We start from the raw sequence: 23,807 nt of genomic DNA, 5'->3' as shown, positions 1-23,807 counted from the left end.
GTTCAATTGCCGCGATATTCGACCTTGAACGTCGCAGCCTTGTCCTCGCCGAGCGTTTTGACGAGCCATGGCATCTGATCCTTCAGCGTCCTGGCGAGCGTATACGGCGGATTCAGGATGAACATGCCGCTACCGAACAGCCCATAGCCGTCTTCCGGCGGATTGCTGACGGTCAGGCTGACGTGCAGCCAGTTGTCCTTCTGCAGCTGCTTCAGTTGATCGGGAAAGCGCTGCGACTCAGGGCGCTTGACCTGCGGATACCAGACCGCATACGTGCCGGTCGGAAACCGCTTCAGACTTTCCTCGACACAGCGCAGCGTGCGCCCGTAATCGCGCTTGTCTTCATACGACGGGTCGAGCAGGATCAGCGCGCGGCGCGGCGCGGGCGGCAACAGCGTGAGAATCCCGTCGAAGCCGTCGCCCGCATACAGCATTGCGCGTCGGCCCGCGTCGCGAAAATTGTGGCGCAGGACGTCGATTTCGGTGCTGTGCAATTCGAAGAGCCGCATACGATCCTGCGCGCGCAGCTGTCGCCACGCAAGATATGGCGAGCCCGGATAAAAATGCAACTGGCCATCGGCATTGAGCGCGCTGACTTCATCGACGTATTCGGCGAACAGCGGCGGGAGATCGTTGCGGCCCCACAGTTTCGCAATACCCGTCTCGAACTCGCCGGTCTTCGTCGCGTAGCCTTCCTTCAGCGAGTAAACGCCGGCGCCCGCGTGGGTGTCGATATACCAGTAGGCCTTGTCCTTCTGGCCAAGGTAGCGCAGGAGCTGCAACACGACGGCGTGTTTCAGAACGTCGGCGTGATTGCCGGCATGAAAGGCGTGGCGGTAGCTGAGCATGATGAGAGGACGCTGAGAGAGCGCAGGCTGGCCCGAAGGAGCCGGCGACGCGCGGTCGCGTATTGTACGCGACCGCGCGTGCCCGGTTAGCCACCCGGTGCATGGCGCTGCGCGCGCGATTACTCGTGCGCGTCGCCGATGATCTCCTCGATCCGCTGCTTTATCTCCGGTGTGATGCGCTTGGCCACCTCGGCGGACTGCATGTTTTCGCCGATCTGTTCGACCCGCGAGGCGCCCGTGATCACCGTGCTGACATTCGGATTCTTCAGAATCCACGCGATCGCGAGCTGACCGACCGTGCAGCCGAGTTCGTCGGCGACCGCGCCGAGCTGGCCGACCACGTTGTTCCGGGTCGGGTCCGTGAGCTGCTGACGCAGCCAGTCATAGCCCTGCAACTGCGCGCGACTGTCGGCTGGCACGCCGTCACGATATTTGCCGGTGAGCAGACCCGATGCGAGTGGGCTCCACGTGGTCAGGCCGAGGCCGATGTCCTCGTAGAGCCGTTTGTATTCCTGCTCGACGCGTTTGCGGTGAAACAGGTTGTATTGCGGCTGCTCCATGACCGGCTTGTGCAGATGATGCCGCTCGGCGATTTCATAGGCGGCGCGAATCTCGTCGGCGCTCCATTCCGAGGTGCCCCAGTACAGCGCCTTGCCGCGCGCGATCATGTCGCTCATTGCCCACACCGTTTCCTCGACCGGCGTGTTCGGGTCCGGACGATGACAGAACACGAGATCCACATAGTCGAGCTGCAGGCGCTTCAGCGACGCGTCGATCGCGTTCATCAGGTACTTGCGGTTCAGCGTGTGGTACTGGTTCGGCGCTTCGTTGAGTCCCCAGAAGAATTTCGTCGACACGACGTAGCTCACGCGCGGCCACGCGAGCTCCTTCAACGCATGGCCCATGATCTCCTCGGATTTGCCGCCCGCGTAGACTTCTGCGTTGTCGAAGAAATTGACGCCCGCGTCGCGCGCCGCGGCAAGCGATTCGCGCGCGGCGCGGTGATCCACCTGGTTGCCGTACGTGACCCATGAGCCGATGGACAACTCGCTCACTTGCAGGCCCGAGCGGCCCAGACGTCGATAATTCATGCATGTCTCCTGGTTGGTGATGCCACGGGAATGGAGCCCGGATTCAGCCCGAAAGCGTCCAGTTTAAAGAGATACGGTTCGATGTGCGTTTTACCTATGTCGTGTACAGGGTTCATGCACAATAGCAAAGTCGGCCGCCGCGCTGCATCCGCCGAACGGTCTATACCGTTTGGCCGACTTCTCGCCGCGCGCGGTCTCGTGGTCTCATTGCTCATCAACTGCATGGAGGTTCTGGATGTCGTCTCTGAACTCGAATCTGAACGGCAAGGTTGCCGTCGTCACTGGTGCCGCGAGCGGCATCGGCAAACAGATCGCGTTGACCCTGTCGGCCGCGGGTGCTGCGGTCGCGATCGCCGACCTGAACCAGGACGGCGCGAACGCCGTGGCTGAAGAAATCAGAAAGGGCGGCGGTAAGGCAATCGGCGTGGCAATGGACGTGACGAACGAAGATGCCGTCAACCAGGGGATCGACAAGGTCGCCGAGGAATTCGGTTCGATCGACATTCTCGTTTCCAACGCCGGCATCCAGATCGTCAATCCGATCGAAAACTATTCGTTCTCGGACTGGAAGAAGATGCAGGCCATTCACGTGGACGGCGCGTTCCTGACCACCAAGGCCGCGCTCAAGCACATGTACAAGGACAATCGCGGCGGCGTCGTGATTTACATGGGCTCGGTCCACTCGCATCTCGCCTCGCCGCTGAAGTCGGCGTACGTGACCGCGAAGCACGCTCTGCTGGGCCTGTCGCGCGTGCTTGCCAAGGAGGGCGCTGCGCATAACGTGCGTTCGCACGTCGTGTGTCCGGGCTTCGTGCGCACGCCGCTCGTCGACAAGCAGATTCCCGAGCAGGCGAAAGAATTCGGCATCAGCGAAGAGGAAGTGATCAAGCGCGTGATGCTGGGCGGTACCGTCGACGGTATCTTCACGACGGTCGAAGACGTCGCGCAGACCGTGCTGTTCCTGTCGACATTCCCGAGCGCGGCGCTGACCGGCCAGTCGTTCGTCGTGAGCCACGGCTGGTACATGCACTAAGGGGCGGCCCATGGCGCAACGCAATCTGAAGCGGGCGCGGGCGGGCGTGTCGGGCGACGGGGAGGGCGCGGGTCCGTCGGTCGCCGCCCGCCCGCGCCGGCATCTCCGGTTGCCCAACTACGAAACTGTCGCGCTGATGCTGCAAGGCGGCGGCGCGCTCGGCGCCTATCAGGCCGGCGTCTTTCAGGGACTTTACGAAGCCGGCATCGAACCGAACTGGATCGCGGGTATCTCGATCGGTGCACTGAATACGGCGATCATTGCGGGCAATCCACCGGAACGACGCGTCGAGCGTCTGCTGCAATTCTGGGAGACGATCTGCCAGCCGGCGTTCGGGGCGCCCTTGCCGGCTCCGATCGAGCACCTGCTGTTCAATTCGAGCGAAGCGGTGCGCAAGGCATTTACGGCAGCGCAGGCAATGAGCGCGATCGTCGAAGGGCAAAAGGGCTTTTTCGTGCCGCGTTTCCCGCCGCCGTTGCCCACGGTGTCCGGTCCGCCGCAATTGGCGAGCTACTACGACACCACGCCGCTGAAGGCCACGCTCGAGTCGCTGTGTGATTTCGACCGGATTAATTCCGGCGAAATACGCGTGTCGGTGGGCGCGGTGAATTGCGGCACGGGCAATTTCGCGTACTTCGACAATACCCACACCACGCTCAGGCCCGAGCATTTCATAGCGTCTGGCGCGTTGCCGCCGGGCTTCGCGGCCGTCGAGATCGACGGTCAGTTCTACTGGGACGGCGGCCTGATGTCGAATACCCCGCTCTACGAGATGCTCCAGTCCACGCCGCGTCGCGACACGCTCGCGTTTCAGGTCGACCTATGGAGTGCGATCGGGCCGGTGCCGGACAACCTCACCGACGTGCAGGGGCGCATGAAAGACATCCAGTATTCGAGCCGTACGCGTCTCGTGACCGACATGCTGCAGCGCTCGCAGCGTTTCCGCCACGTACTGCGCGAGGTGCTGGACCGTGTGCCAGAAGACCAACGCGACGATCCGTGGTGCAAGCTGGCCGAAGATCTGTCGTGTTCAAAGCGCTACAACGTGATTCACCTGATCTACCGGCACAAGGAATACGAAGGACACTACAAGGACTTTCAATTCGGTCTGTCGACGATGCGCGAGCATTGGCGAAGCGGTCTCGAAGATATTCTCCGTTCTCTCGAGCAGCCCGACTGGCTCGATATGCCGGAAAACGATGCCGGCTTCGTCACGCACGATATTCATCGGGATTCGCGCTGATTCCTCGCGGAGAGCCCCGACGTTGCGCCAACCAAGACCGAACCGTCAGAAAACAAAAAAACGGCGCCCTTTCAGAAAAGGGCGCCGTTTTTACAGGCGGTGGCAGCGGCGAACCTGCTGCACTTGCACGGCAAACCTCCGCGCTGTGAATCGCCTTACTTCAGCACGTGAGCAATCGCGGTGGCGACGACGTCGAGGTTGCGCGTATTGAGCGCAGCCACGCAGATGCGGCCCGTGCTGACCGCATAGATACCGAACTCTTCGCGCAGACGGTCCACTTGCGGTGCCGTCAGACCCGAGTACGAGAACATGCCACGCTGTGCGTTCACGAAGCCGAAGTCACGATCAACGCCGCTTGCCTTCAGACGCTCGACGAGACCATTGCGCATCGCGCGGATGCGCTCGCGCATTTCGCCCAGTTCGCTTTCCCACGTCGCGCGCAGTTCCGGCGATGCGAGCACGGCCGCGACCACCGAGCCGCCGTGCGTCGGCGGGTTCGAGTAGTTGGTGCGGATCACGCGTTTCAGTTGCGACAGCACGCGCGCCGCTTCTTCCTTGCTCGCGGCGATGATCGACAGTGCGCCGACGCGCTCGCCGTACAGCGAGAACGACTTCGAGAACGACGAAGACACGAACACGTTCAGTTCCTGCGCCGCGAACAGACGCACGGCTGCCGCGTCCGCTTCGATGTTGTCGCCGAAGCCCTGGTAGGCGATATCGAGGAACGGCACGAGGTTGCGCGCCTTGACGACCTCGACGACCTGCTTCCACTGCTCGACGCTCAGGTCGACGCCGGTCGGGTTATGGCAGCACGCGTGCAGCACGACGATCGTGCCCGCCTCATAGCTGTTCAGCGCGCTCAACATGCCGTCGAAGTTCACGCCGTGCGTCTGCGCGTCATAGTACGGATACGATTCGACGACGAAGCCCGCGCCTTCGAACAGCGCGCGGTGATTTTCCCAGCTCGGATCGCTGATCGCGACCTTGCTATTCGGATTCACGCGCTTCAGGAAGTCCGCGCCGATCTTCAGCGCGCCCGTGCCGCCCAGCGCCTGCGCCGTCACGACGCGGCCGGCCGCGATCAGCGGCGAGTCGTTGCCGAGCAGCAGCTTTTGCACGGCGGCATCGTAAGCGGCGATACCTTCGATCGGCAGATAGCCACGCGGCAGCGCGGCTTCGACGCGAGCCTTTTCCGCCTCGCGCACGGCGCGCAGCAGCGGAATCTTGCCTTCTTCATTGAAGTACACGCCAACGCCGAGGTTGACCTTGGTGGCGCGCGTATCGGCGTTGAAAGCTTCGTTCAGGCCCAGAATCGGGTCGCGGGGAGCAAGTTCGACGGCGGAGAACAGAGACATGATGGGTGGGCAGCAGTAGTGAAAAGAGGGCGGCTTCGCGCGCGAGCGGCCTCATCTGGGGCGTCTGCGGCGTTTCGCGGGTGGGCGTGAGTTCGACGAAACGCGAAAATCGGGGACGGCCTATGGACAGCGGCGAGCGAGCGCAACTTCGCATTGTAACGAATCCGGGCGCTTTTTTCGGACGACCAGACGGGCAAAAGGCGATTATTTGCTTGAAAAACAGGCACTGGAGGGCCATGTGGCAGTAAGGAATTCGAGCGGGCGTGGCGATGTCGACGGCGCGAACAGGCCGAGGTGCGCTGTCCATTGGCGTTGACTGCGCCACGATGACGCGTGGCGTGGAGGACAGAGCCCGGGATGGGAGTTCGCGGTAAACCCCGTCAGGGCGCGCAAGTCCGCAAAGGGCCATAACACACCGGCGCCCAGGGCCGCCCTACGTAAGCCCGCTCGATCTTCGCTTTCCGCAACCCGTTAGAATGATTCTTTGCCCAAGGCCCGGTGCCGCCCCTCATGTCCGAACACCATCTGACTGAAACCGACGATACGCTCGACGAATCAAAATTCATCACGTTCGAAGGTTCACCGTTCAAGCTCTACCAGCCGTATCCGCCCGCCGGCGACCAGCCCACGGCCATCGACACGCTCGTCGAAGGCGTCGGCGACGGTCTCGCGTTCCAGACGCTGCTCGGCGTGACCGGCTCCGGCAAGACTTTCACGATGGCCAACACGATCGCGCGGCTCGGCCGCCCGGCGATCGTGTTCGCGCCGAACAAGACGCTCGCCGCGCAGCTGTATTCGGAGTTCCGCGAGTTCTTTCCGCGCAACGCGGTCGAGTACTTCGTTTCGTACTACGACTACTACCAGCCGGAAGCGTATGTGCCGCAGCGCGATCTGTTCATCGAGAAAGACTCGTCGATCAACGAGCATATCGAGCAGATGCGGCTGTCGGCGACCAAGAGCCTGATGGAGCGGCGCGACGTGGTGATCGTCGCGACGGTGTCGGCGATTTACGGTATCGGCAATCCGTCCGAATACCACCAGATGATCCTGACGCTGCGCACCGGCGACCGGCTCGGCCAGCGCGACGTCATCGCGCGGCTGATCGCGATGCAGTACAGCCGCAACGAAGCCGACTTTCAGCGCGGCTCGTTCCGCGTGCGCGGCGACACGATCGATATCTTCCCGGCCGAGCACGCCGAGATGGCGGTGCGCGTCGAGCTGTTCGACGACGAGGTCGAGACGCTGCAGCTATTCGATCCGTTGACCGGCCGCGTGCGGCAGAAAATTTCGCGCTTTACCGTGTATCCGTCGTCGCACTACGTGACGCCGCGCGATACCGTGCTGCGCGCCGTCGAAACGATCAAGGCCGAGCTGCGCGAGCGCCTCGAATTCTTCTATAGCCAAGGCAAGCTCGTCGAGGCGCAGCGCCTCGAGCAGCGCACCCGCTTTGACCTCGAAATGCTGCAGGAGCTCGGTTTCTGCAAGGGCATCGAGAACTATTCGCGGCACTTCTCGGGCGCGGCGCCGGGTGAGCCGCCGCCGACGCTCGTCGATTACCTGCCGCCCGACGCGATCATGATGCTCGACGAATCGCACGTGCTGATTGGCCAGCTGAACGGCATGTACAACGGCGACCGCGCGCGCAAGGAAAACCTCGTCGACTACGGCTTCCGGCTGCCGTCGGCGCTCGACAACCGGCCGCTCAAGTTCAACGAGTTCGAGCGCAAGATGCGCCAGGTCGTGTTCGTGTCGGCGACGCCCGCCGATTACGAGAAGAGGACCGCGGGGCAGGTCGCCGAACAGCTTGTGCGTCCGACCGGCCTCGTCGACCCTGAAATCGAGGTGCGGCCGGCGCGCAGCCAGGTCGACGACGTGCTTGGCGAGATCAACGAGCGCGTCAAGGCCGGCGACCGCGTGCTGGTCACGACGCTGACCAAGCGGATGGCCGAGCAGCTCACCGAGTTCCTGGCCGACCACGGCATCAAGGTGCGCTATCTGCACAGCGACATCGACACGGTCGAGCGCGTCGAGATCATCCGCGATCTGCGTCTCGGCGCGTTCGACGTGCTGGTCGGGATCAACCTGCTGCGCGAGGGGCTCGATATTCCCGAGGTGTCGCTCGTCGCGATTCTGGACGCGGACAAGGAAGGCTTCCTGCGCGCCGAGCGTTCGCTGATCCAGACCATCGGCCGGGCGGCGCGTAACGTGAACGGCAAGGCGATTCTGTACGGAGACAACATCACGGACTCGATGCGTCGCGCGATCGACGAAACCGAGCGGCGCCGTACGAAGCAGATCGCGTTCAACGCCGCGCACGGCATTACGCCGCGCGGCGTCGTGAAACGGATTCGCGACATGATCGATGGCGTGTACAACGTCGACGAAGCGCGTGCCGAGTTGAAGGAGCAGCAGACTCGCGCGAAGTTCGAGGACATGTCCGAGAAGCAGCTCGCCAAGGAGATCAAGCGCCTCGAAAAGCAGATGATGGAGCACGCGAAGAATCTCGAATTCGAGAAGGCCGCGCAGACCCGCGACCAGCTAGCGCTGCTGCGTCAGCGCGTGTTCGGCGCGAACGTCGGCGACCACGTGTCGGGCGTCGAATAGCTAGCGTCCCTCCACCGCTTTGTCCACCACGAAAGGGCGCGGTTACTTGCCGCGCCTGTTCACATCGGCCGGCGCTTTAGGTCCCGCTGCAGCCGTCGGCGCGGCCAACCTGGCCGTGACGAATTCCGTCCCTGTTTCCCCGCCGCACGAAGGTTTCTTAAGCGAGCCTTAAGACCCTGCTGACATCAGGCAGAGCGTGCTGACAGGTTTGTTCTCGTCAACGATCGATGATAAACTCGCCCCAATATTGAGAATGGTTCGCATTTAAATTTACATCTGACTTGCGGCCGCAGTGTTTCAATGAAATCGATTCCAGTCTGATAGAAACAAGGAGCTTCAATGCGGATTTCTTCCTTTGTGCGCGGTGGCGCGGCAGCGGTAGCTGCTGTCGCGGCGCTGTCGGCCTCGGCCGCCGAATATCCGATCGGCAAACAGCAGATCCAGGGCGGCATGGAAATCGGCGCGGTCTACCTGCAGCCGGTCACGATGGAACCTGAAGGCATGATGCGCAAGGCGTCGGATTCGGACATTCACCTCGAGTCCGACATCCACGCGGTCAAGAACAATCCGACCGGTTTCGCCGAAGGCGACTGGATGCCGTATCTGCAGGTGCACTACGAACTGACGAAGGCCGGCTCGAACCAGCCGTTGAAGGGGGACCTGATGCCGATGGTCGCGAACGATGGTCCGCACTACGGCGACAACGTCAAGCTGCAAGGCCCGGGCAAGTATCACCTGAAGCTGATCGTCGAACCGCCGATGCAAATGGGCCACATGGCGTTCGGCCGTCACGTCGACAAGGAAACCGGCGTGGGTCCGTGGTTCAAGCCAATCACGCTCGAATACGACTTCACCTTCGCTGGCATCGGCAAGAAGGGCGGTTACTGATCGGCGCGCGGCGCCAACGCGGTCGCTCAACATATCAGTGAATGCAGCAGACGGCGCGCGGACAGTCGGAGTCATATCTGGCGTTGGCGCGACGCGTTTTCCGGAAAGGGCAATGAGAATCAACCGAAAGATCGCGATGCTTGCCGCCACGTTTTTCCTGGCGGCTACGGCTCATGCAGCCGACCTGCCGACCTTCAAGCTCGAAATGAACGACGGCAAACTGAACCCGGCCCGCATCGAAGTGCCGGCAGGCCAGCGTATCAAGATCGAAGTGCGCAACACCGGCAAGGGCGCGGCCGAATTCGAAAGCGTGCAGTTGCGTAAAGAGAAGGTTCTGGCGCCGGGCGCCGATTCGTTCGTCGTGATCGCTCCGCTGGAGCCGGGCGAATACAAGTTTTTCGACGACTTTCACCAGCAGGCGCGGGGCGTGATCGTCGCGAAGTAAGCAGTGGTCTCGATCGAATGCGAACGCGAACTCGCCACGGCAAGCGGGCGCTGTCGGTCGCGCGAGGCAACGGAAGCGGGCAGTAGAAGGATCGAAGGGAGAGCTTGAATGGGTCAGATTCTGTTCATCGTGTGGCGGGAGAGCGTCGAGGCGCTGCTGGTCGTCGGCATCCTGTACGCGTGGTTGAAAAACGGCGACGACGACGCCCGCCGCGGCTTGTCGTACCTGTGGGGCGGCGTGGCGGCCGGCGTGATCGCGGCGGTGGCGCTCGGCGCGGCGCTGGTCGGCTTCACCGAGGTGCTCTCCGGTGACGCGCAGGATTACTTCCAGACCGCGATGGTGCTCATCGCCTGCGTGCTGATCGTGCAGATGGTGCTGTGGATGAAGCAGCACGGCCGCACGCTGAAGCGCGACATGGAACAGTCGCTGCAAAAGAGCCAGCGCGATTCGAACTGGTGGGGCGTGGCGCTGCTGGTCGCACTGGCGATCGCGCGCGAAGGCAGCGAAACCGTGATCTTCCTGTACGGCCTCGGCTTTGGCCAGTCGGGTCAGGTCGACGGCAGTCAGATGCTCGCTGTCGTGATCGGTCTCGCGCTTGCGTTCCTGACCTTCTACGTGTTGCAGCTCGGCGGCAAGATCATCTCGTGGCGGCTCTTTTTTCGCGTCACCGAAATCATGCTGCTGTTCCTCGGCGCGGGGCTGTTCCAGACCGGCGTCGACAAGCTGATCGACAAGGAAATCCTGCCGACGCTCGTCGACCAGCTGTGGAATTCGTCGGCGATTCTCGATGACTCGAGCACCTTCGGTTCGCTCGTCGCGACGCTGACCGGCTACCGCGCGCATCCGGCGCTGATGAATCTGCTCGCCTATGCCGTGTATTGGGCGGTCGTTTATCTGCTCGTGCGCCGCGCCAGTCGCAAGCCCGCGCAGCAGACGGTAGGGCGCGCGGCATGAGCGCCGTGATGGCTTCCCGGCCGGGCCGCCTCGCGGCGGCCGGCCAGTGGATGCAGCGCCACGGCGCGGTGATTCGCGGCATCCAGTGGGTCGTGGTCGCGGTGTATGCGTTCCTGATCGTCGTGCCCGCGCTGATGCCGCTGCCAAACGATACCGCGCATCTGTGGAACAACCTGACGCTCGCCGCGCAGTTCGTGTTCTGGGGCATCTGGTGGCCGTTCGTGTTGCTGTCGATGGTGATGCTCGGCCGCGTCTGGTGCGGCGTGCTGTGTCCGGAGGGCGCGCTCGCTGAATTCGCGAGCAAATTCGGCCGCGGCCGCGCGATTCCCCATTGGATGCGCTGGGGCGGCTGGCCGTTCGTCGCGTTCGGCATCACGACGATCTACGGGCAGATGGTGAGCGTCTACCAGTATCCGAAAGCGGTGTTGCTGGTGCTCGGCGGCTCGACCTTCGCGGCAATCGTGATCGGTCTGCTATACGGACGCGAGAAGCGCGTCTGGTGCAAATACCTGTGCCCCGTCAACGGGTTTTTTTCGCTTCTGTCACGGCTCGCGCCGTTTCACTACAAGGTCGACGAAGACGCGTGGCGCCGCTCGTACACGAACGGCGAGCATGGGCATCGCGTGATTCCGATCAACTGCGCGCCGCTCGTGCCGTTGCGCAACATGAAGGGTGCGGCGGACTGCCATATGTGCGGCCGCTGCAGCGGCCACCGCGATGCGATCGCGCTGACGTGGCGCAAGCCGTCGACCGAAATCGTGCAGTTGGGCGACAAGAAGGCGAACCCGTGGGACACCGCGCTGATCCTGTACGGCCTGCTCGGCATCGCGATCGGCGCGTTCCACTGGACCGCGTCGCGCTGGTTCATCGACCTGAAGATGTTCGTCGCGACATGGCTCGTCGATCGCGACATCACGTGGCCGCTCGACACCAACGCGCCGTGGTTCCTGTTCACGCATTACCCCGACCAGAACGACGTGTTCTCGTGGCTCGACGGCTCGCTGCTGATCGGCTACATCCTGTCGACGGCGCTTGTCTACGGCACCGTGCTGCTGCTGTTGCTGACGGGCGCGACGCGCATGCTCGGGCGCTTCGACGCAACGCGTCTGCATCACTTGACGCAGGGGCTGATTCCGATCGCGGGCGCGGGCGTATTCCTTGGTTTGTCGGCGACGACGCTGTCGCTGCTGCGCGCCGAGCACGTGTCGCTGTGGTGGGCGTCGGGTCTGCGCATCGCAATTCTCGTGATTGCGAGCGCGTGGAGCGCATGGCTCGCGTGGCTCGTCACGCGCCGCTACAGCGAGCGCTTCGTGCAACGCGCGCTGGCGATGTTGTGGTTCGTCGCGGCGCTAGCGGTCGTCAATAGCGCGTGGTGGCTGATGTTCTGGGGCTGGGCCTCGAAGTAAGTCTTCAGCCTGTGTCCGGTGCGAACGCAGGCGCAAGCGCAAACGAAAAGCCGTGGGATGGTGACACCCCACGGCTTTATCATTTTCAGCGATGTACGCCGTTGCGCGCATCGGCTTTCGAGCGAGAACCAAAAAAGCGGCCTGGCTTGCTGCGACGGCTGGCTTGGTGTCTGCACGAAGGGGTCTAGTTCTCGCGTGCAAACCGTCGTGGCTGGCTAATGCCTAACACCTCTCTGGGAGGTGGTCCCCACAATACCCGGTACTTACCTCGTGTCTTGCTACTTCGTCAGGATCAGCTTGCCGAGGCGCGTCGCACGCAGTTGATACGTGTCGCCGTTGTGCACGATGCTGATGTGACTATGGCCTTGCAGCAGCGCGTCGCTGCGCACGACCCGTTCCGACGTCTCGCTCTGGCCGGCGGTGCCTTGCGCGCCGGGTTTCGCCGCGGGCGCGGCCGTCGTCGACGATTGCGGGCGGCTGGTTAGCGCGGCCGCCGAGCGGCGCAGGCTGAGCGTGGAGGAGCGAGTCATATCGGTCATTCGTTTTAGCTTGTTCGTCGATTCGATGTGATCATTCTAAATGATAACCATTCCTATTTGCAAGATCGAGAAATTGATCGGGTCCGAGTTTTGATAGCTGAATGAAAGTGCGTCTAGATGGCGATTCTGGAAGCCATTCTGACATGGCCCCGCGAAAGCGCGGGCAGGGCGCCCGCGCGGTATGTCAGTGCAACGGTCCCGGTTCCTGCCCGGCCGCGACGTACTGGCGGATCAGCCGCACCGTATCGATATCGTTCTCGCGATACGCGGACTTGACGATCTCCTGCGTCTGCACGGCGTCCTGGTCGGTCGAGACGGGCAGCGTGGTCGCGTACTCGAAGCGTAGGAACAACTGCAACTCATCGGGCTGCTCGATCGTCATCGTCAGGGAGCCGCCGACGTGCTCGGCGGTCGGCAGGATGTCGTAGCGCACGCTTTCGGTTTCCTGCAGCGTGACGCGATCGCGCACAGTGGCGTGGCCGTAGTGCAACTCACGCTCGAGCACATTGCCGTCGCGCGACAGGATCGTGCAGCTGTCGAGACCCATCACGAACAGTTGCGGCTGCTCGGCGCGCAGCACGAGCCCTTCCCACAGCTGCTCGCGGGTCATCGATTCGACGAAGGGATTCAACGGATCGTTGATCTGAATAAGGTGTTCGAAATTCAAGACGACTGCGTCCTATGAAAATATTGCAATACCCGTGACCCGAACGGACGGCGTCCGACCGTCCTATGCGCGTTTGCTGCGGCTGTTAAGCGACCGCGAGCGCGGAGCGGATCGAGATCGTGTGCGTAAGGATCTTGTGCACCGGGCACGCATTGGCAATTTGCAAAAGCCGTTCCCGCTGCTCGCCGGAGAGTTCGCCATCGAGCATGATCTGACGGTCGATCGTCGAGCCTGCGTCGCCGGTTTCCATCGACAGTTTGACGCGTACGCCCGCGAGCGGCCAGCCTTTGCGCTGCGCGTACATCTTTAGCGTGATCGACGTACAGGCGCCGAGGCTCGACAGCAGCAGCGAGACCGGCGTCGGGCCGCGGTCGCCGCCGCCTAGCGATTCGGGTTCGTCGGCAAGCCACGTGTGCTTGCCGTCGTCGAACACGACCTGGAAATTCGTCGAACCGATGTGGGCGGTGACGGTGGGCTCTGCCATACGCGCTCCTCTGATAGGGATCTAATAGCGTCGCGCGCCGCGGACTGTCGAAATCAACGCGGGCCGCGCGACATGAGCCGTTATTGTGAACGAATTTACCGGCGTTCGCGGCCCGTGGCGGATGATTTGGCGGCGCGCGCGTGGCTGGTGGCAAGCTTCGCCTCGCGCCGACTGGCGTGACAAACGCGCGGCACGCGCTCGCCTGTCAGTGCGTGATCGTGCCCATCCGCCCGGCCTGATAGTCGATCACCGCCTGACGGATCTCGTCTTCGGTATTCATCACGAACGGGCCATAGCGCACCACCGGTTCCTTCAGCGGCACGCCGCCGAGCAGCAGCACTTCGAGTGGTTCGTCGCCGGCCGTGATGGTCACCGCGTCGCCGTCGTTGGCGAACACCACCATCGTGCGCGCGTCGATGTCCGCGCGCGCGTCGCCTTCGCCATACACGCCCTTGCCGGACAACCCATACGCGAACACGCGATAGTCGGCCGGTACCGGCTGGCGGATCGTCGCGCCCGGCTGCAACGAGAAATGCTGATACAGGATCGGCGTGTGCGTTTCGATCGCGGCCTTGACGCCGAGCGCTTCGCCCGCGATGACCTTCACGCGCACCTGACCGTCTTCGGACGTCGCGGCCGGAATGCGTGTCGACGGAATTTCCTGGTAGCGCGGCGCGATCATCTTGTCGCGACGCGGCAGGTTCACCCATAGCTGCAGGCCGTGCACGCGACCGCCGGTGCGCGTGAATTCCGGGTCCGGCATTTCGCTATGCACGACGCCCGCGCCCGCGGTCATCCATTGCACGTCACCGGCGTGCAGCGTGCCGGAATGGCCCGCCGAATCCTTGTGGCCGAACTGGCCCTCGAGCACATAGGTGACCGTCTCGAAGCCGCGATGCGGATGATCGGGCGCGCCGATGGCCTCGCCTGGCGCATAGTCGACCGGCCCCATTTCGTCGAGCAGCAGGAACGGATCGAAGTCCATCAGCAGACGCGTCGGAAACGGTCGATGAACGATGAATCCGCCGCCCTCTACTGTGCGAACCGACGGGAACGTGCGTTCGATCGTGCGTGACGTAGTCATCAATATCACCTCGAAAAATGGGGAATAGCGCGATTTCTGAAACATGGGGCTATTATAGGGACCGTTTTTGGCGGTGCCAGCCGTCCCTCAGCAATGGATTGTTCTATTCATGGAACGATGAGATGAAGATCGATTCACACAATCTGAACGACCTCATGTACTTTTCGCAGGTCGTCGAACATGGCGGATTTTCGGCCGCCGAGCGGATGCTGGGCATCTCGAAGTCGCGCCTGTCGCGTCGGCTCACGGAGCTGGAGGCGTCGCTCGGCGTGCGCCTGTTGCAGCGTTCCACTCGCAAGCTCGCACTGACCGAAGCGGGGCAGCTGTTCTACCAGCACTGTCAGGCGATGCTCAGCGAAGCGCAGGCGGCGGTCAATGTCGTGCAGCAGCTGCGCTCGTCGCCGCGTGGCACGGTGCGCGTCAGCGTGCCGGTTACGATCTCGCAGACGATTCTGTCGACGATCCTGCCGGAATTCATGCACCGCTTTCCGGAGGTGCGCGTCGTGATGCGCGTGACGAATCGCGTGGTCGATCTGTTCGAGGATTCGATCGACGTCGCACTGCGCGTGCGTTCGGATCCGCCGGAAAACGCGAACATCGTCGTGCGGCCGCTGTGGCGCACCGAGCAGATGCTGGTCGGCGCGCCGAGCCTGCTGCAGCAGAATGCGCCGCCGCTGACGCCGGGCGACCTGAACCGCTTCGAAACACTCGACGTGCCGACGAGCGACGGCCGCCACGTGTACAACCTGATCTCGCCCGACGGCACGCGCCATGCTCACGAACACGAGCCGCGCCTCGTGACCGCCGATCTGATGACGATTCGCGAGGCGGTGCTCGCCGGCGTCGGCATCGCCGCATTGCCGGAGATGATGTATGGAGCCGCGTTGAGAGCGGGGCAACTGTCGCCCGTGATGCCGGGCTGGAGTTTTCCGACGCCGCAGTTGTACGCGGTGTTCGTGTCGCGTCAGGGGATGGTGCCGGCCGTGCGCGCGTTCGTCGATTATCTGGTCGAGATGCTCGATCCGGATGAGGGCAAGCACATCATCGGCGAGTGTCCTGAGCGCGCCGAAAAAGCGGCGGCGCAGGGATCGGTGGCGAGGGCTTCCTCCGCTGTGTCAGCGGCGGTTTCATGAGGCTCTGTGGCAACTTGAGGGGGCACGGTGCGCCGCGGGCCGCTAGCGCGCTTCGGAAATCGTTTTTAGCATTTAAGCGCGGCCTGTCATGATTACTTTCAATGGTCGTTTGCTTGAATGCGCGCGCACACAGGCATATAGTGAAATCCCTTTCGCTAAGGAGTGTCCTATGCGAAAACTCATGGCCGCTATCATAGCGGGCCTGATAGGGCTGACCGCGTTGTCCGTGTCGACCACGGCCCTCGCATGCGGTGATAAAAGCTATCAGTCTTCGGCCGATGGCAAATGATCCCGCCGCCCGAAGGCGCCGAGTGCGCACAAAAAAAGGCCTTCATCCGACGATGAAGGCCTTTTACTTTTTGGCCCTGTTTAAAGGGATGTTCCCGTGGACGAGCGCGCTGCTCCGCTTGCCACGTTACCGCTTACTTCGCTTTGGGCTGCGTGACGAAACCGATCTTCGTCAGTCCGCCAGCCTGCGCGGCGGACATCACCTGAGCGACCTTCTCGTACGGCACCTTGCGGTCCGCATCGAGATGCAACTCCGGCTGCGGGCTCGCCTGCGCGGCCGCGGCGATCTTCGCGGCGAGCGCCGCATCGTCGACCTTGGTGCTGTCCCACAGCACGTTGCCGTCCGCGTCGATCGACACCGTCACCTGCGCGGGCTTCGTGTCTTCCCTCTGACTGCTCGCGTGCGGCAGATCGATCTTGACCGCGTGACGGATCACCGGAATGGTCACCATGAAGACGATCAGCAGAACCAGCATCACGTCGACGAGCGGCGTCATGTTGATCTCGTTCATCAGGCCGTCGTCATCGTCTCCGGCGAAAGGGCTCATTGCCATTGGGATGCCTCGTCGATCAGTTGGCGCGGGTTGCGAGACGCAGGCCGTCGCCGCGCTTGGTCGACGACAAACGGGCACCGGTCACGAAGAACGCATGCAGGCCGTGAGCGAAGCGGCTCAGCTTCGCGACGATCGCCTTGTTGGCGCGCGTCAGCGCGTTGTAGCCGAGCACGGCCGGAATCGCGACGAACAGACCAAACGCGGTCATGATCAGCGCTTCGCCGACCGGGCCGGCGACCTGGTCGATCGACGACTGGCCGCTCGCGCCGATCGCGAGCAGCGCGTGATAGATGCCCCAGACGGTGCCGAACAGGCCGACGAACGGCGCGGTGCTGCCGATCGACGCAAGAATCGCGAGACCGCTCTGCATGCGCGCGACGCTTTCGTCCATCGTGTCTTTCAGGCAGCGCGTGACCCAGTCCGATACGTCCATGCGGTCGTGCAGATGCGGCTGCGTCTGGTGATGATGGTCGGCCGCTTCCTGGCCCGACAGCGCGAGCGCGAGGAACGGGTTGTCATGTGGCGTCGAGGCGCCGCCGCCGAGCTTCTTCACGCCGTCGGCGAGGTCGTCCGAATGCCAGAACGCCTGCTCGGCGTTCTTCGTCAGGCGCTTCAGGCGCATCACGTTCCAGCCTTTGACGACGATCACGCTCCACGACATCACCGACATGATCAATAGCGCCAGCGCGATACCGCGCGTCACGAAATCCCCTTGCGCCCACACGTGTGCCAATCCGTAGTTTTGCATTGCAATTCCTTGTTTTTGAAAGCTTGCTTCAGTCGGTCAGATTGAAGTTGAAAGGCTGGGTGTACGCGGCCCTGACGGGCTCGCCGTTCTCGAGATACGGTTTGCAGGCGCTCGCGCGCACGGCGGCCACGGCCGCGTCGTCGAGACGGCTAAAGCCGCTGCTTTTCTTCAACTCGATGTTCTCGAGCTTGCCGCTCAGACCGACGACGAAGTGCACGTACGCGGTGCCGGATTCGCCGCGGCGCCGCGATAGAGCCGGGTATTCGGGCTGGCTGATATTGCAATCGAGGTGCGACACGTTTTTCGGTGCGCTGATTTCCATCGTCGGCTTGCCGATCGCGGGCGCTGCCGCGGTGGGCGGTGTCGCCGGCGCGGCGGGCGCGGGCGGCGTCGGATCGGGCGCCGCGACCGGCGTCGGCGATGGCGCAGCGGCCTGTGGCAACGGAGTTGGCGTCGGCTTGGGCGTCGGAGTCGGCTTCGGCTGGGCTTTCGGCCTCGTATGGACGGGCGGCGTTGGCCGGGGCGGCGGCGGAGCGATCGATTGCAGCGCGACCGGCGCGGCGAGCGGCGCGGGCGGCAGCAGTTCGGCGGTCATCACGTGCGATTCGAGCGCGACCGGTACAGGCTCGTGACGCAGCGTCATGATCACGGCGAGCAGAGCGACGTGAACCGCGGCGACTATGGCAGTGGCCGTCAGCGCGCGGGAATTCGGTCGGGTGGACGACGCCAGCGTGGCGCCGGCGGAAACGGGATGCGGAGCCTGCATGGTCAGTGTGGCAGCGCACCGTGCGGGCGGCGCGTCAAACAGGGCATCGTCATGTTCGGAAAATCAGCAGCGAAATGAACAAAGTAGTCACGAAACCAATCAGCAATTCCATCTCGAACTCCTTTCGAAGGGGGAGCGGGGTAGCTGGCTGGTGCGGGTACTGGCTTGCTGACGGCAGTGAGATAACGGAGTACGGCGGACAGTACTGCGGTTGTGTTGCAGACGTGCGGCACATTCAACGTCGCATCGGAGCGTTACATAAAGCGTGCGTGAAGCAGAGGGACTTTTAGATGCACCGACACGGCCTGCACCGGCCCTGCTAGTTGAGCTCAGGCTGCCTTGCGCTCGTAGAACGCGACTTGCACGACCTCGGCGACGCTCTGCACCTGCCGATGCTCGACCACGCCGCAACGGCTCGCGCAGACACCGCTTTGCAGCATCACGTCACGCACGGATTCCTCGCATTTGCCGCAGCACGAGGCGACGCCGAGTTCAAACTGCAACTCGTCGAACGAGTCGATGCCGTCCGCAATCGAGGAGCGGATTGTGCGGTCGGATACGGATTTGCAGACACAGACGATCATGGCAGGCGTCATAGCTAAAGTTAATGCGAATTATTATCATTTTGTTTGGTTCGTTTGGCAAGCGTCCCGTGCGATTTTTTGTAACAAAACCAGACTCTTGGAATGGATTTCGTCGGCAGGAAGGGCGGGGCGCGCGCCGGTTGCCGGCGCTAGGCGGCGCGAGAATCCGATGCGGCCGTGCGGCCCGACGGTATCGATACCTGCTCGACCGCGGCCTCGATCCGCAGCAGCGTGGCGGCGAGTTGCTGCTGATGGACGCCGTCGTCGGTGGAATAGAAGCGCGGCAGCGGCGTGCCCCCGGCCGACACGGCGGCGCGCAGGCCGTGCTGCTCGAGCACGCGTTCGAGCTGACGCGCGATCGCCACGCTCGTGTCGATCAACGCGAGCCGCTCGCCGACGATGTCGCGGATCGCCGCGTCGAGAAAGGGGTAATGGGTGCAGCCGAGCACCAGCGTGTCGGCGCCCGCGTCGAGCATCGGTTCCAGGTAGCTGCGCAGCAGTGCGTGCAGCTCGGCCGAGCCGACGTCGCAACGCTCGACCGCCTGCACGAGCCCGTGGCCGGGCTGGCACAGAAAGCGGCAGTCGGCGGCGTAGCGTTCGAGCAGCCCCTGGAAGCGGGCGCTGCGCAGTGTCGCCTGGGTCGCCAGCACGCCGGCGACGCGGCTTTTCGATTGCAGCGCGGCGGGCTTGACACCCGGCTCGACACCGACGAGCGGAATCGGCAGCTTTTCGCGCACCAGCGCGATCGACTGCGCGGTCGCCGTATTGCATGCGACCACGAGCGCCTTCGCGCCTTGTGCGGCGAGCCATTGGCCGATGGCCAGCGTGCGGTCGGTGATGAAGTCGTCGTCGCGCTCGCCGTAGGGCGCGTACAGCGAATCGGCGACATACAGCAACGCCTCGTCAGGCAGTTGCGCGCGCACCGCGCGCAGCACGGACAGGCCGCCGAGCCCCGAATCGAAAATGCCGATCGGCGCCTGCGACGCGGCGCCAGCGGCAACACTGCGGACAGTCGGGGACGGCGAAGGGGCGGGCATAGGCGAAAAAAACGAGCGTGAAGTGGCGGTCGGCGAAAGGGGTGAAACCACGGTGAGGCGCGAACGAGCGCGCAAGTATATCGCCCGTGCGGTACGGTCCGGCGCGAATGCCTGCTGGGCAGGCGTCGTGCCGCTACCGCGCGAAATGCTTCAGCGTGCTTCGATCAGGACTCGACCGAGCCCATCGCGCTTTGCTGGTAGTTCTGGATACCGACCTTGTCGATCAGATCGAGCTGGGTTTCGAGCCAGTCGATGTGCTCTTCGGTGTCGTCGAGAATCTTCGTGAAGATTTCGCGCGAGATGAAATCGCGCACCGATTCGCAGTAGACAATCGCCTCCTTGCAGGTGCCTTGCGAAATCTGTTCGAGCTTCAGATCGCATTCGAGGATCTCTTTGGTTTCCTCACCGATCAGCAGCTTGTGCAGGTCCTGCAGATTCGGCAGACCGTCGAGCACGAAGATCCGTTCGATCAGCATGTCGGCATGCTTCATTTCGCCGATCGACTCGTCGTACTCGTGCTTGCCGAGCTTGTCGAGGCCCCAGTGGCCGTACATTCGGGCATGCAGGAAGTATTGATTGATCGCGGTCAGTTCGTTCTTCAACTGCGCGTTCAGATATTCGATGACCTTCTTGTCGCCTTGCATGTTATTTCCTTTTTCGGGAACCTTGAATTTCCAACAACAATAAACGCCATGTCCAAAAAAGCCAAGAGATCCGATACAACCGTTGGCGGCGTTGGCGGCGTTGGCGGCGTTGGCGGCCTTGTGCGTGCGGCGCCTTGCGCGTGCATGACGCACGGAAAGAAAAAGCCGGGATCGCGGCCCCGGCTTTTCGACTGACCTGAGTAGCGTTAATCGCGACTCATCAAGCCGTGGCGACCGGAATCTTGCCGATCCTGGCTTGCCATTCCTTCGGGCCGGTCTGGTGCACGGAGGTGCCGTTCGAATCGACGGCGACCGTGACCGGCATGTCCTGCACGTCGAACTCGTAGATCGCTTCCATGCCGAGGTCTTCGAACGCGAGCACCTTCGCGCTGCGGATCGCCTTCGACACGAGGTACGCCGCACCGCCGACGGCCATCAGATACGCTGCCTTGTGCTTCTTGATCGCCTCGATCGCGACCGGGCCGCGCTCGGCCTTGCCGATCATCGAAATGAGGCCCGTTTGCGCGAGCATCGTCTCGGTGAACTTGTCCATCCGCGTCGCAGTGGTCGGGCCCGCCGGGCCGACCGCTTCGTCGCGCACCGGATCGACCGGGCCGACGTAGTAGATCACGCGGTTCGTAAAATCGACCGGCAGCTTCTCGCCCTTCGCGAGCATGTCGGCGATGCGCTTGTGTGCGGCGTCGCGGCCCGTCAACATCTTGCCCGACAGCAGCAGCGTCTGGCCCGGCTTCCAGCCCGCCACTTCTTCCGGCGTCAGCGTGTTGAGGTCGACGCGCTTGCTGGTTTCCGTGTTCGGTTCCCAGTGCACCTTGGGCCATGCGTCGAGCGACGGCGCTTCGAGCCTGGCGACGCCCGAACCGTCGAGCGTGAAGTGCGCGTGGCGGGTCGCCGCGCAGTTCGGGATGATCGCGATCGGCTTGGATGCGGCGTGCGTCGGCGCGGCCATGATCTTCACGTCGAGAACAGTGGACAGACCGCCGAGGCCCTGCGCGCCGATACCGAGCGCGTTGACCTTCTCGTGCAGCTCGACGCGCAGCTCTTCGATCCAGTCCTTCGGGCCGCGCGCGATCACGTCCTGAATGTCGATCGGGTCCATCAGCGATTCCTTCGCCATCACCATCGCTTTCTCAGCGGTGCCGCCGATGCCGATGCCGAGCATGCCCGGCGGGCACCAGCCCGCGCCCATCGTCGGCACGGTCTTCAGGATCCAGTCCACGATCGAGTCCGACGGGTTCAGCATCGCGAACTTCGACTTGTTCTCCGAGCCGCCACCCTTGGCCGCGACCTGCACGTCGACGGTGTTACCCGGCACGATCTCGTAGTGGATCACGGCCGGCGTGTTGTCCCTGGTGTTCTTGCGCGCGCCTTCGGGCGGGCTCACGATCGATGCGCGCAGCACGTTGTCCGGATTCAGATAACCGCGGCGCACGCCTTCGTTGATCATGTCGGTGACGCTCATCGTCGCGCCGTCCCAACGCACGTCCATACCGACCTTCACGAACACCGTGACGATGCCGGTGTCCTGGCAGATCGGGCGCTTGCCTTCGGCGCACATGCGGCTGTTGGTCAGGATCTGCGCGATCGCGTCCTTCGCTGCGGGGCTCTGTTCGAGCTCGTACGCGCGGCCGAGCGCTTCGATGTAGTCGAGCGGATGGTAGTAGCTGATGTACTGCAGCGAATCAGCGATGCTCTGAATCAGGTCTTCCTGTTTGATGACGGTCATGGCTAGCTCAGTGGGGAGTGGCGCTTGTTGTCGGATCGCAGCACGGTGCGGTCAGTCTTGCGCCTTCATGGGAGTGGAAACCTTGATGCCGCCCACGGCGTGCAATGCCGCGGGCCCTTCGAAATGTTTGGGGAGCGTGTGCGTGGTGTTCTGGTCGGGGCTGATGAAGGTCTTCAGCAGATGGATCGGCGAAATGCTGATCAGCGCCATCGACAGCTTCACTTTCAGCACGCCGGCGTTCACGTGATCGAGCCATTCCGGTTCGTCCGGATGACCGTCGAGGCCGAGGCGCGATACGAACGTTTCATACCCGCCGATGATCACCATGATCAGCAGGTTCGAGATCATCACCACGTCGATCAGGCCCAGCACGACGAGCATGATGCTGGTTTCGTCGAGCTTCATCGAGTCGGTGACCAGATGCCAGACTTCCTTCAGGAATAGCACGACGTAGACCGCCTGCGCGACGATCAGCCCGAGGTACAGCGGCACCTGCAGCCAGCGGCTCATGAAAACGAGGTGGGGCAGCGCGCGCATGGGGCGGCGCGGACGGGCGGAGGCGGGTCGCGAAGCGGACATAGGCAACGGTCAGATGAAGCGCGGGTGACGGAACAGGGGCCAGGCGCCGACGGCGGTGCGGGGCGCGGCCATTGAAGGGGCGCGAGACTCGCGTCAGGCGCGCTATTGTACAGCGTCGGTCGAATCTGCTGCTTTGCGGCGGGCAGCGCGCCCGCCACACCGGAATTACGATGCGATCGGCGGCACGCTGCGCGCCTTCAGGCTCGCGAGGCCGATACCGGCGACCACGCAGGCAAGCGCGATCCCGTGCGCGAGCGCGCGGCCGTCGGGCCGCTCCTTCAGGATCAGCCACGACAGCAGCGCGACGACCGCCGGAATCGTGCTCGTGATCACGCCGGCCGCGACCGCGCTGGTACGCGCGACGCCGTTGAGCATCAGCAGCGTGAAGCCGAAGGTGCCGAATAGCGCCTGCAAAAACAGGTTGATCCATTCGTCGCGTCTGACGCGGCGCAGTTTGGTCACGCGCAACAGCGGCCAAAGCACGGCCATCGCGATTACGAAACGCAGTAGCGCAAACAGCGGGACGGGGACGAAGGCGACGATCGATTTACCGATTCCGACGTTGCTGCCGACCAGCAGCATCGAGGTAATGAGAAGCAGGGCGTAGCGATTCAAGCTGGAATCCGGACGGCTAGTTCAGTTAGCATTGTAAAAGGCCGTGCGAGAGAGCATAAGGGTGCGAAAGGGTGCGAAAGCGGGCGCGCTGGCGGTGCGTCGAGTTCGCATCAACGGTATGCAGTGTGCTGCGAGCGAGCGTAGAAGGCTCTGTAGAACGGCGATCTTTTTCGCGCGCATCTCGTCTGATCAACGCGTAACTGCGTCGATGGCTGGCGCGATCTAAGGGTTTTCGCTTGCAGATCAACACGATGCGCGTAAGTGGCCGGTAAGTTGCAGCGCATATGGTTAAGCCTTGACGCGGGATAGGATCGCGCAGGGTGCCCGCATGCACGGATGTTGCGATGCCGCACGCGCACGCGTTTGACGGTATCGCGAGGTGGGAGACAGCGCCGCTCGTGGCGGCTCGAACAGGATGAGGCCCGCGCGCCCGAAGCGCGCCGGTACAGGTTTTACGTTTCATCTTCACCAAGG

Annotated in this window: 23 protein-coding genes and 1 pseudogene; 8 read left to right on the top strand and 16 right to left on the bottom strand. The window is 63.1% G+C overall.

Going from position 1 to position 23,807, the window contains the following annotated elements; genetic code table 11:
- Positions 1–2: 2 nt before the first annotated feature.
- On the bottom strand, positions 3–848 hold the full coding sequence (locus OKW30_RS12790; protein ID WP_184070208.1) for a 23S rRNA (adenine(2030)-N(6))-methyltransferase RlmJ: 846 nt from the start codon (positions 846–848) through the stop codon (positions 3–5).
- A 119-nt stretch (positions 849–967) separates the two neighbouring features.
- Positions 968–1,939, bottom strand: a complete 972-nt coding sequence (locus OKW30_RS12785) for a potassium channel beta subunit family protein (protein WP_184062158.1) — start codon at positions 1,937–1,939, stop codon at positions 968–970.
- A gap of 235 nt (positions 1,940–2,174) precedes the next feature.
- Here OKW30_RS12785 and OKW30_RS12780 point away from each other — a divergent pair, with 235 nt between their 5' ends.
- Together OKW30_RS12780 and OKW30_RS12775 are read left to right on the top strand one after the other, a co-directional pair.
- A complete protein-coding gene (locus tag OKW30_RS12780) occupies positions 2,175–2,972 on the top strand; it encodes a 3-hydroxybutyrate dehydrogenase (RefSeq protein WP_090803833.1) in 798 nt (265 codons plus the stop codon).
- Positions 2,973–2,982: 10 nt separating this feature from the next.
- Positions 2,983–4,215 carry a patatin-like phospholipase family protein gene (locus tag OKW30_RS12775; RefSeq protein WP_429346859.1) on the top strand — a complete coding sequence of 411 codons (1,233 nt, stop codon included), beginning with the start codon at positions 2,983–2,985 and terminating at the stop codon, positions 4,213–4,215.
- Positions 4,216–4,370: 155 nt separating this feature from the next.
- Here the strand turns inward: OKW30_RS12775 and OKW30_RS12770 are convergent, their stop codons facing one another.
- Positions 4,371–5,570 carry an amino acid aminotransferase gene (locus OKW30_RS12770; RefSeq protein ID WP_429346858.1) on the bottom strand — a complete coding sequence of 400 codons (1,200 nt, stop codon included), beginning with the start codon at positions 5,568–5,570 and terminating at the stop codon, positions 4,371–4,373.
- 510 nt (positions 5,571–6,080) lie between these two features.
- On the opposite strand from OKW30_RS12770, the gene uvrB reads away from it, so the two are divergent.
- From uvrB to OKW30_RS12745, 5 genes are all read left to right on the top strand, one after another.
- Positions 6,081–8,174 (top strand): excinuclease ABC subunit UvrB, encoded by a 2,094-nt coding sequence (gene uvrB, locus OKW30_RS12765; RefSeq protein WP_429346857.1) that lies wholly within the window; start codon positions 6,081–6,083, stop codon positions 8,172–8,174.
- A gap of 339 nt (positions 8,175–8,513) precedes the next feature.
- A complete protein-coding gene (locus OKW30_RS12760) occupies positions 8,514–9,062 on the top strand; it encodes an iron transporter (protein WP_184032585.1) in 549 nt (182 codons plus the stop codon).
- Positions 9,063–9,174: 112 nt separating this feature from the next.
- Positions 9,175–9,507, top strand: coding sequence for a cupredoxin domain-containing protein (locus OKW30_RS12755; RefSeq protein ID WP_429346856.1), 333 nt, complete (start codon positions 9,175–9,177; stop codon positions 9,505–9,507).
- Positions 9,508–9,615: 108 nt separating this feature from the next.
- Positions 9,616–10,461, top strand: coding sequence for an FTR1 family iron permease (locus tag OKW30_RS12750; RefSeq protein WP_429346855.1), 846 nt, complete (start codon positions 9,616–9,618; stop codon positions 10,459–10,461).
- On the top strand, positions 10,458–11,867 hold the full coding sequence (locus OKW30_RS12745) for a 4Fe-4S binding protein (protein WP_429346854.1): 1,410 nt from the start codon (positions 10,458–10,460) through the stop codon (positions 11,865–11,867). Before OKW30_RS12750 ends, OKW30_RS12745 begins: the two co-directional genes overlap by 4 nt.
- Positions 11,868–12,145: 278 nt before the next feature.
- Here OKW30_RS12745 and hemP read toward each other — a convergent pair whose 3' ends face one another.
- The 4 genes from hemP to OKW30_RS12725 form a co-directional block, all read right to left on the bottom strand.
- Positions 12,146–12,406 (bottom strand): hemin uptake protein HemP, encoded by a 261-nt coding sequence (gene hemP, locus OKW30_RS12740; protein ID WP_184070191.1) that lies wholly within the window; start codon positions 12,404–12,406, stop codon positions 12,146–12,148.
- Positions 12,407–12,590: 184 nt separating this feature from the next.
- Positions 12,591–13,073 (bottom strand): SRPBCC family protein, encoded by a 483-nt coding sequence (locus OKW30_RS12735; RefSeq protein WP_184070189.1) that lies wholly within the window; start codon positions 13,071–13,073, stop codon positions 12,591–12,593.
- A gap of 85 nt (positions 13,074–13,158) precedes the next feature.
- Positions 13,159–13,557 carry an OsmC family protein gene (locus tag OKW30_RS12730; RefSeq protein ID WP_184044399.1) on the bottom strand — a complete coding sequence of 133 codons (399 nt, stop codon included), beginning with the start codon at positions 13,555–13,557 and terminating at the stop codon, positions 13,159–13,161.
- A 205-nt stretch (positions 13,558–13,762) separates the two neighbouring features.
- Positions 13,763–14,641 (bottom strand): pirin family protein, encoded by an 879-nt coding sequence (locus tag OKW30_RS12725; protein WP_429346853.1) that lies wholly within the window; start codon positions 14,639–14,641, stop codon positions 13,763–13,765.
- Between the two features lie 122 nt (positions 14,642–14,763).
- Here OKW30_RS12725 and OKW30_RS12720 point away from each other — a divergent pair, with 122 nt between their 5' ends.
- Positions 14,764–15,774 (top strand): LysR family transcriptional regulator, encoded by a 1,011-nt coding sequence (locus OKW30_RS12720; protein WP_429346852.1) that lies wholly within the window; start codon positions 14,764–14,766, stop codon positions 15,772–15,774.
- A 422-nt stretch (positions 15,775–16,196) separates the two neighbouring features.
- Here the strand turns inward: OKW30_RS12720 and OKW30_RS12715 are convergent, their stop codons facing one another.
- From OKW30_RS12715 to OKW30_RS12675, 9 genes and pseudogenes are all read right to left on the bottom strand, one after another.
- Positions 16,197–16,616, bottom strand: coding sequence for an ExbD/TolR family protein (locus tag OKW30_RS12715; protein ID WP_090803854.1), 420 nt, complete (start codon positions 16,614–16,616; stop codon positions 16,197–16,199).
- Between the two features lie 16 nt (positions 16,617–16,632).
- Positions 16,633–17,364: a MotA/TolQ/ExbB proton channel family protein gene (locus tag OKW30_RS12710; RefSeq protein ID WP_429346851.1), complete on the bottom strand. Its 732-nt coding sequence runs from the start codon at positions 17,362–17,364 to the stop codon at positions 16,633–16,635.
- 28 nt (positions 17,365–17,392) lie between these two features.
- A complete protein-coding gene (locus OKW30_RS12705) occupies positions 17,393–18,130 on the bottom strand; it encodes an energy transducer TonB (RefSeq protein ID WP_184070180.1) in 738 nt (245 codons plus the stop codon).
- A gap of 329 nt (positions 18,131–18,459) precedes the next feature.
- A complete protein-coding gene (locus tag OKW30_RS12700; RefSeq protein WP_090803857.1) occupies positions 18,460–18,714 on the bottom strand; it encodes a (2Fe-2S)-binding protein in 255 nt (84 codons plus the stop codon).
- 149 nt (positions 18,715–18,863) lie between these two features.
- Positions 18,864–19,751: a glutamate racemase gene (gene murI / locus OKW30_RS12695; protein ID WP_429346850.1), complete on the bottom strand. Its 888-nt coding sequence runs from the start codon at positions 19,749–19,751 to the stop codon at positions 18,864–18,866.
- Positions 19,752–19,915: 164 nt separating this feature from the next.
- On the bottom strand, positions 19,916–20,395 hold the full coding sequence (bfr, locus tag OKW30_RS12690; RefSeq protein ID WP_184070176.1) for a bacterioferritin: 480 nt from the start codon (positions 20,393–20,395) through the stop codon (positions 19,916–19,918).
- A gap of 220 nt (positions 20,396–20,615) precedes the next feature.
- Positions 20,616–22,139 carry a fumarate hydratase gene (locus OKW30_RS12685; protein ID WP_184032610.1) on the bottom strand — a complete coding sequence of 508 codons (1,524 nt, stop codon included), beginning with the start codon at positions 22,137–22,139 and terminating at the stop codon, positions 20,616–20,618.
- Positions 22,140–22,190: 51 nt separating this feature from the next.
- Complete coding sequence (locus OKW30_RS12680) at positions 22,191–22,676, bottom strand: TIGR00645 family protein (protein WP_221307810.1); 486 nt, start codon at positions 22,674–22,676, stop codon at positions 22,191–22,193.
- A gap of 246 nt (positions 22,677–22,922) precedes the next feature.
- Positions 22,923–23,333: pseudogene (locus OKW30_RS12675) on the bottom strand (EamA family transporter); the annotation flags it as partial.
- Between the last annotated feature and the right edge of the window lie 474 nt (positions 23,334–23,807).

The organism is Paraburkholderia sp. Clong3, from assembly GCF_050436485.1.
Classification (GTDB): Bacteria; Pseudomonadota; Gammaproteobacteria; order Burkholderiales; family Burkholderiaceae; genus Paraburkholderia; species Paraburkholderia tuberum.
Note: the sequence above shows the minus strand (reverse complement) of the source record. Positions and strands in the feature narration are given on the sequence as shown.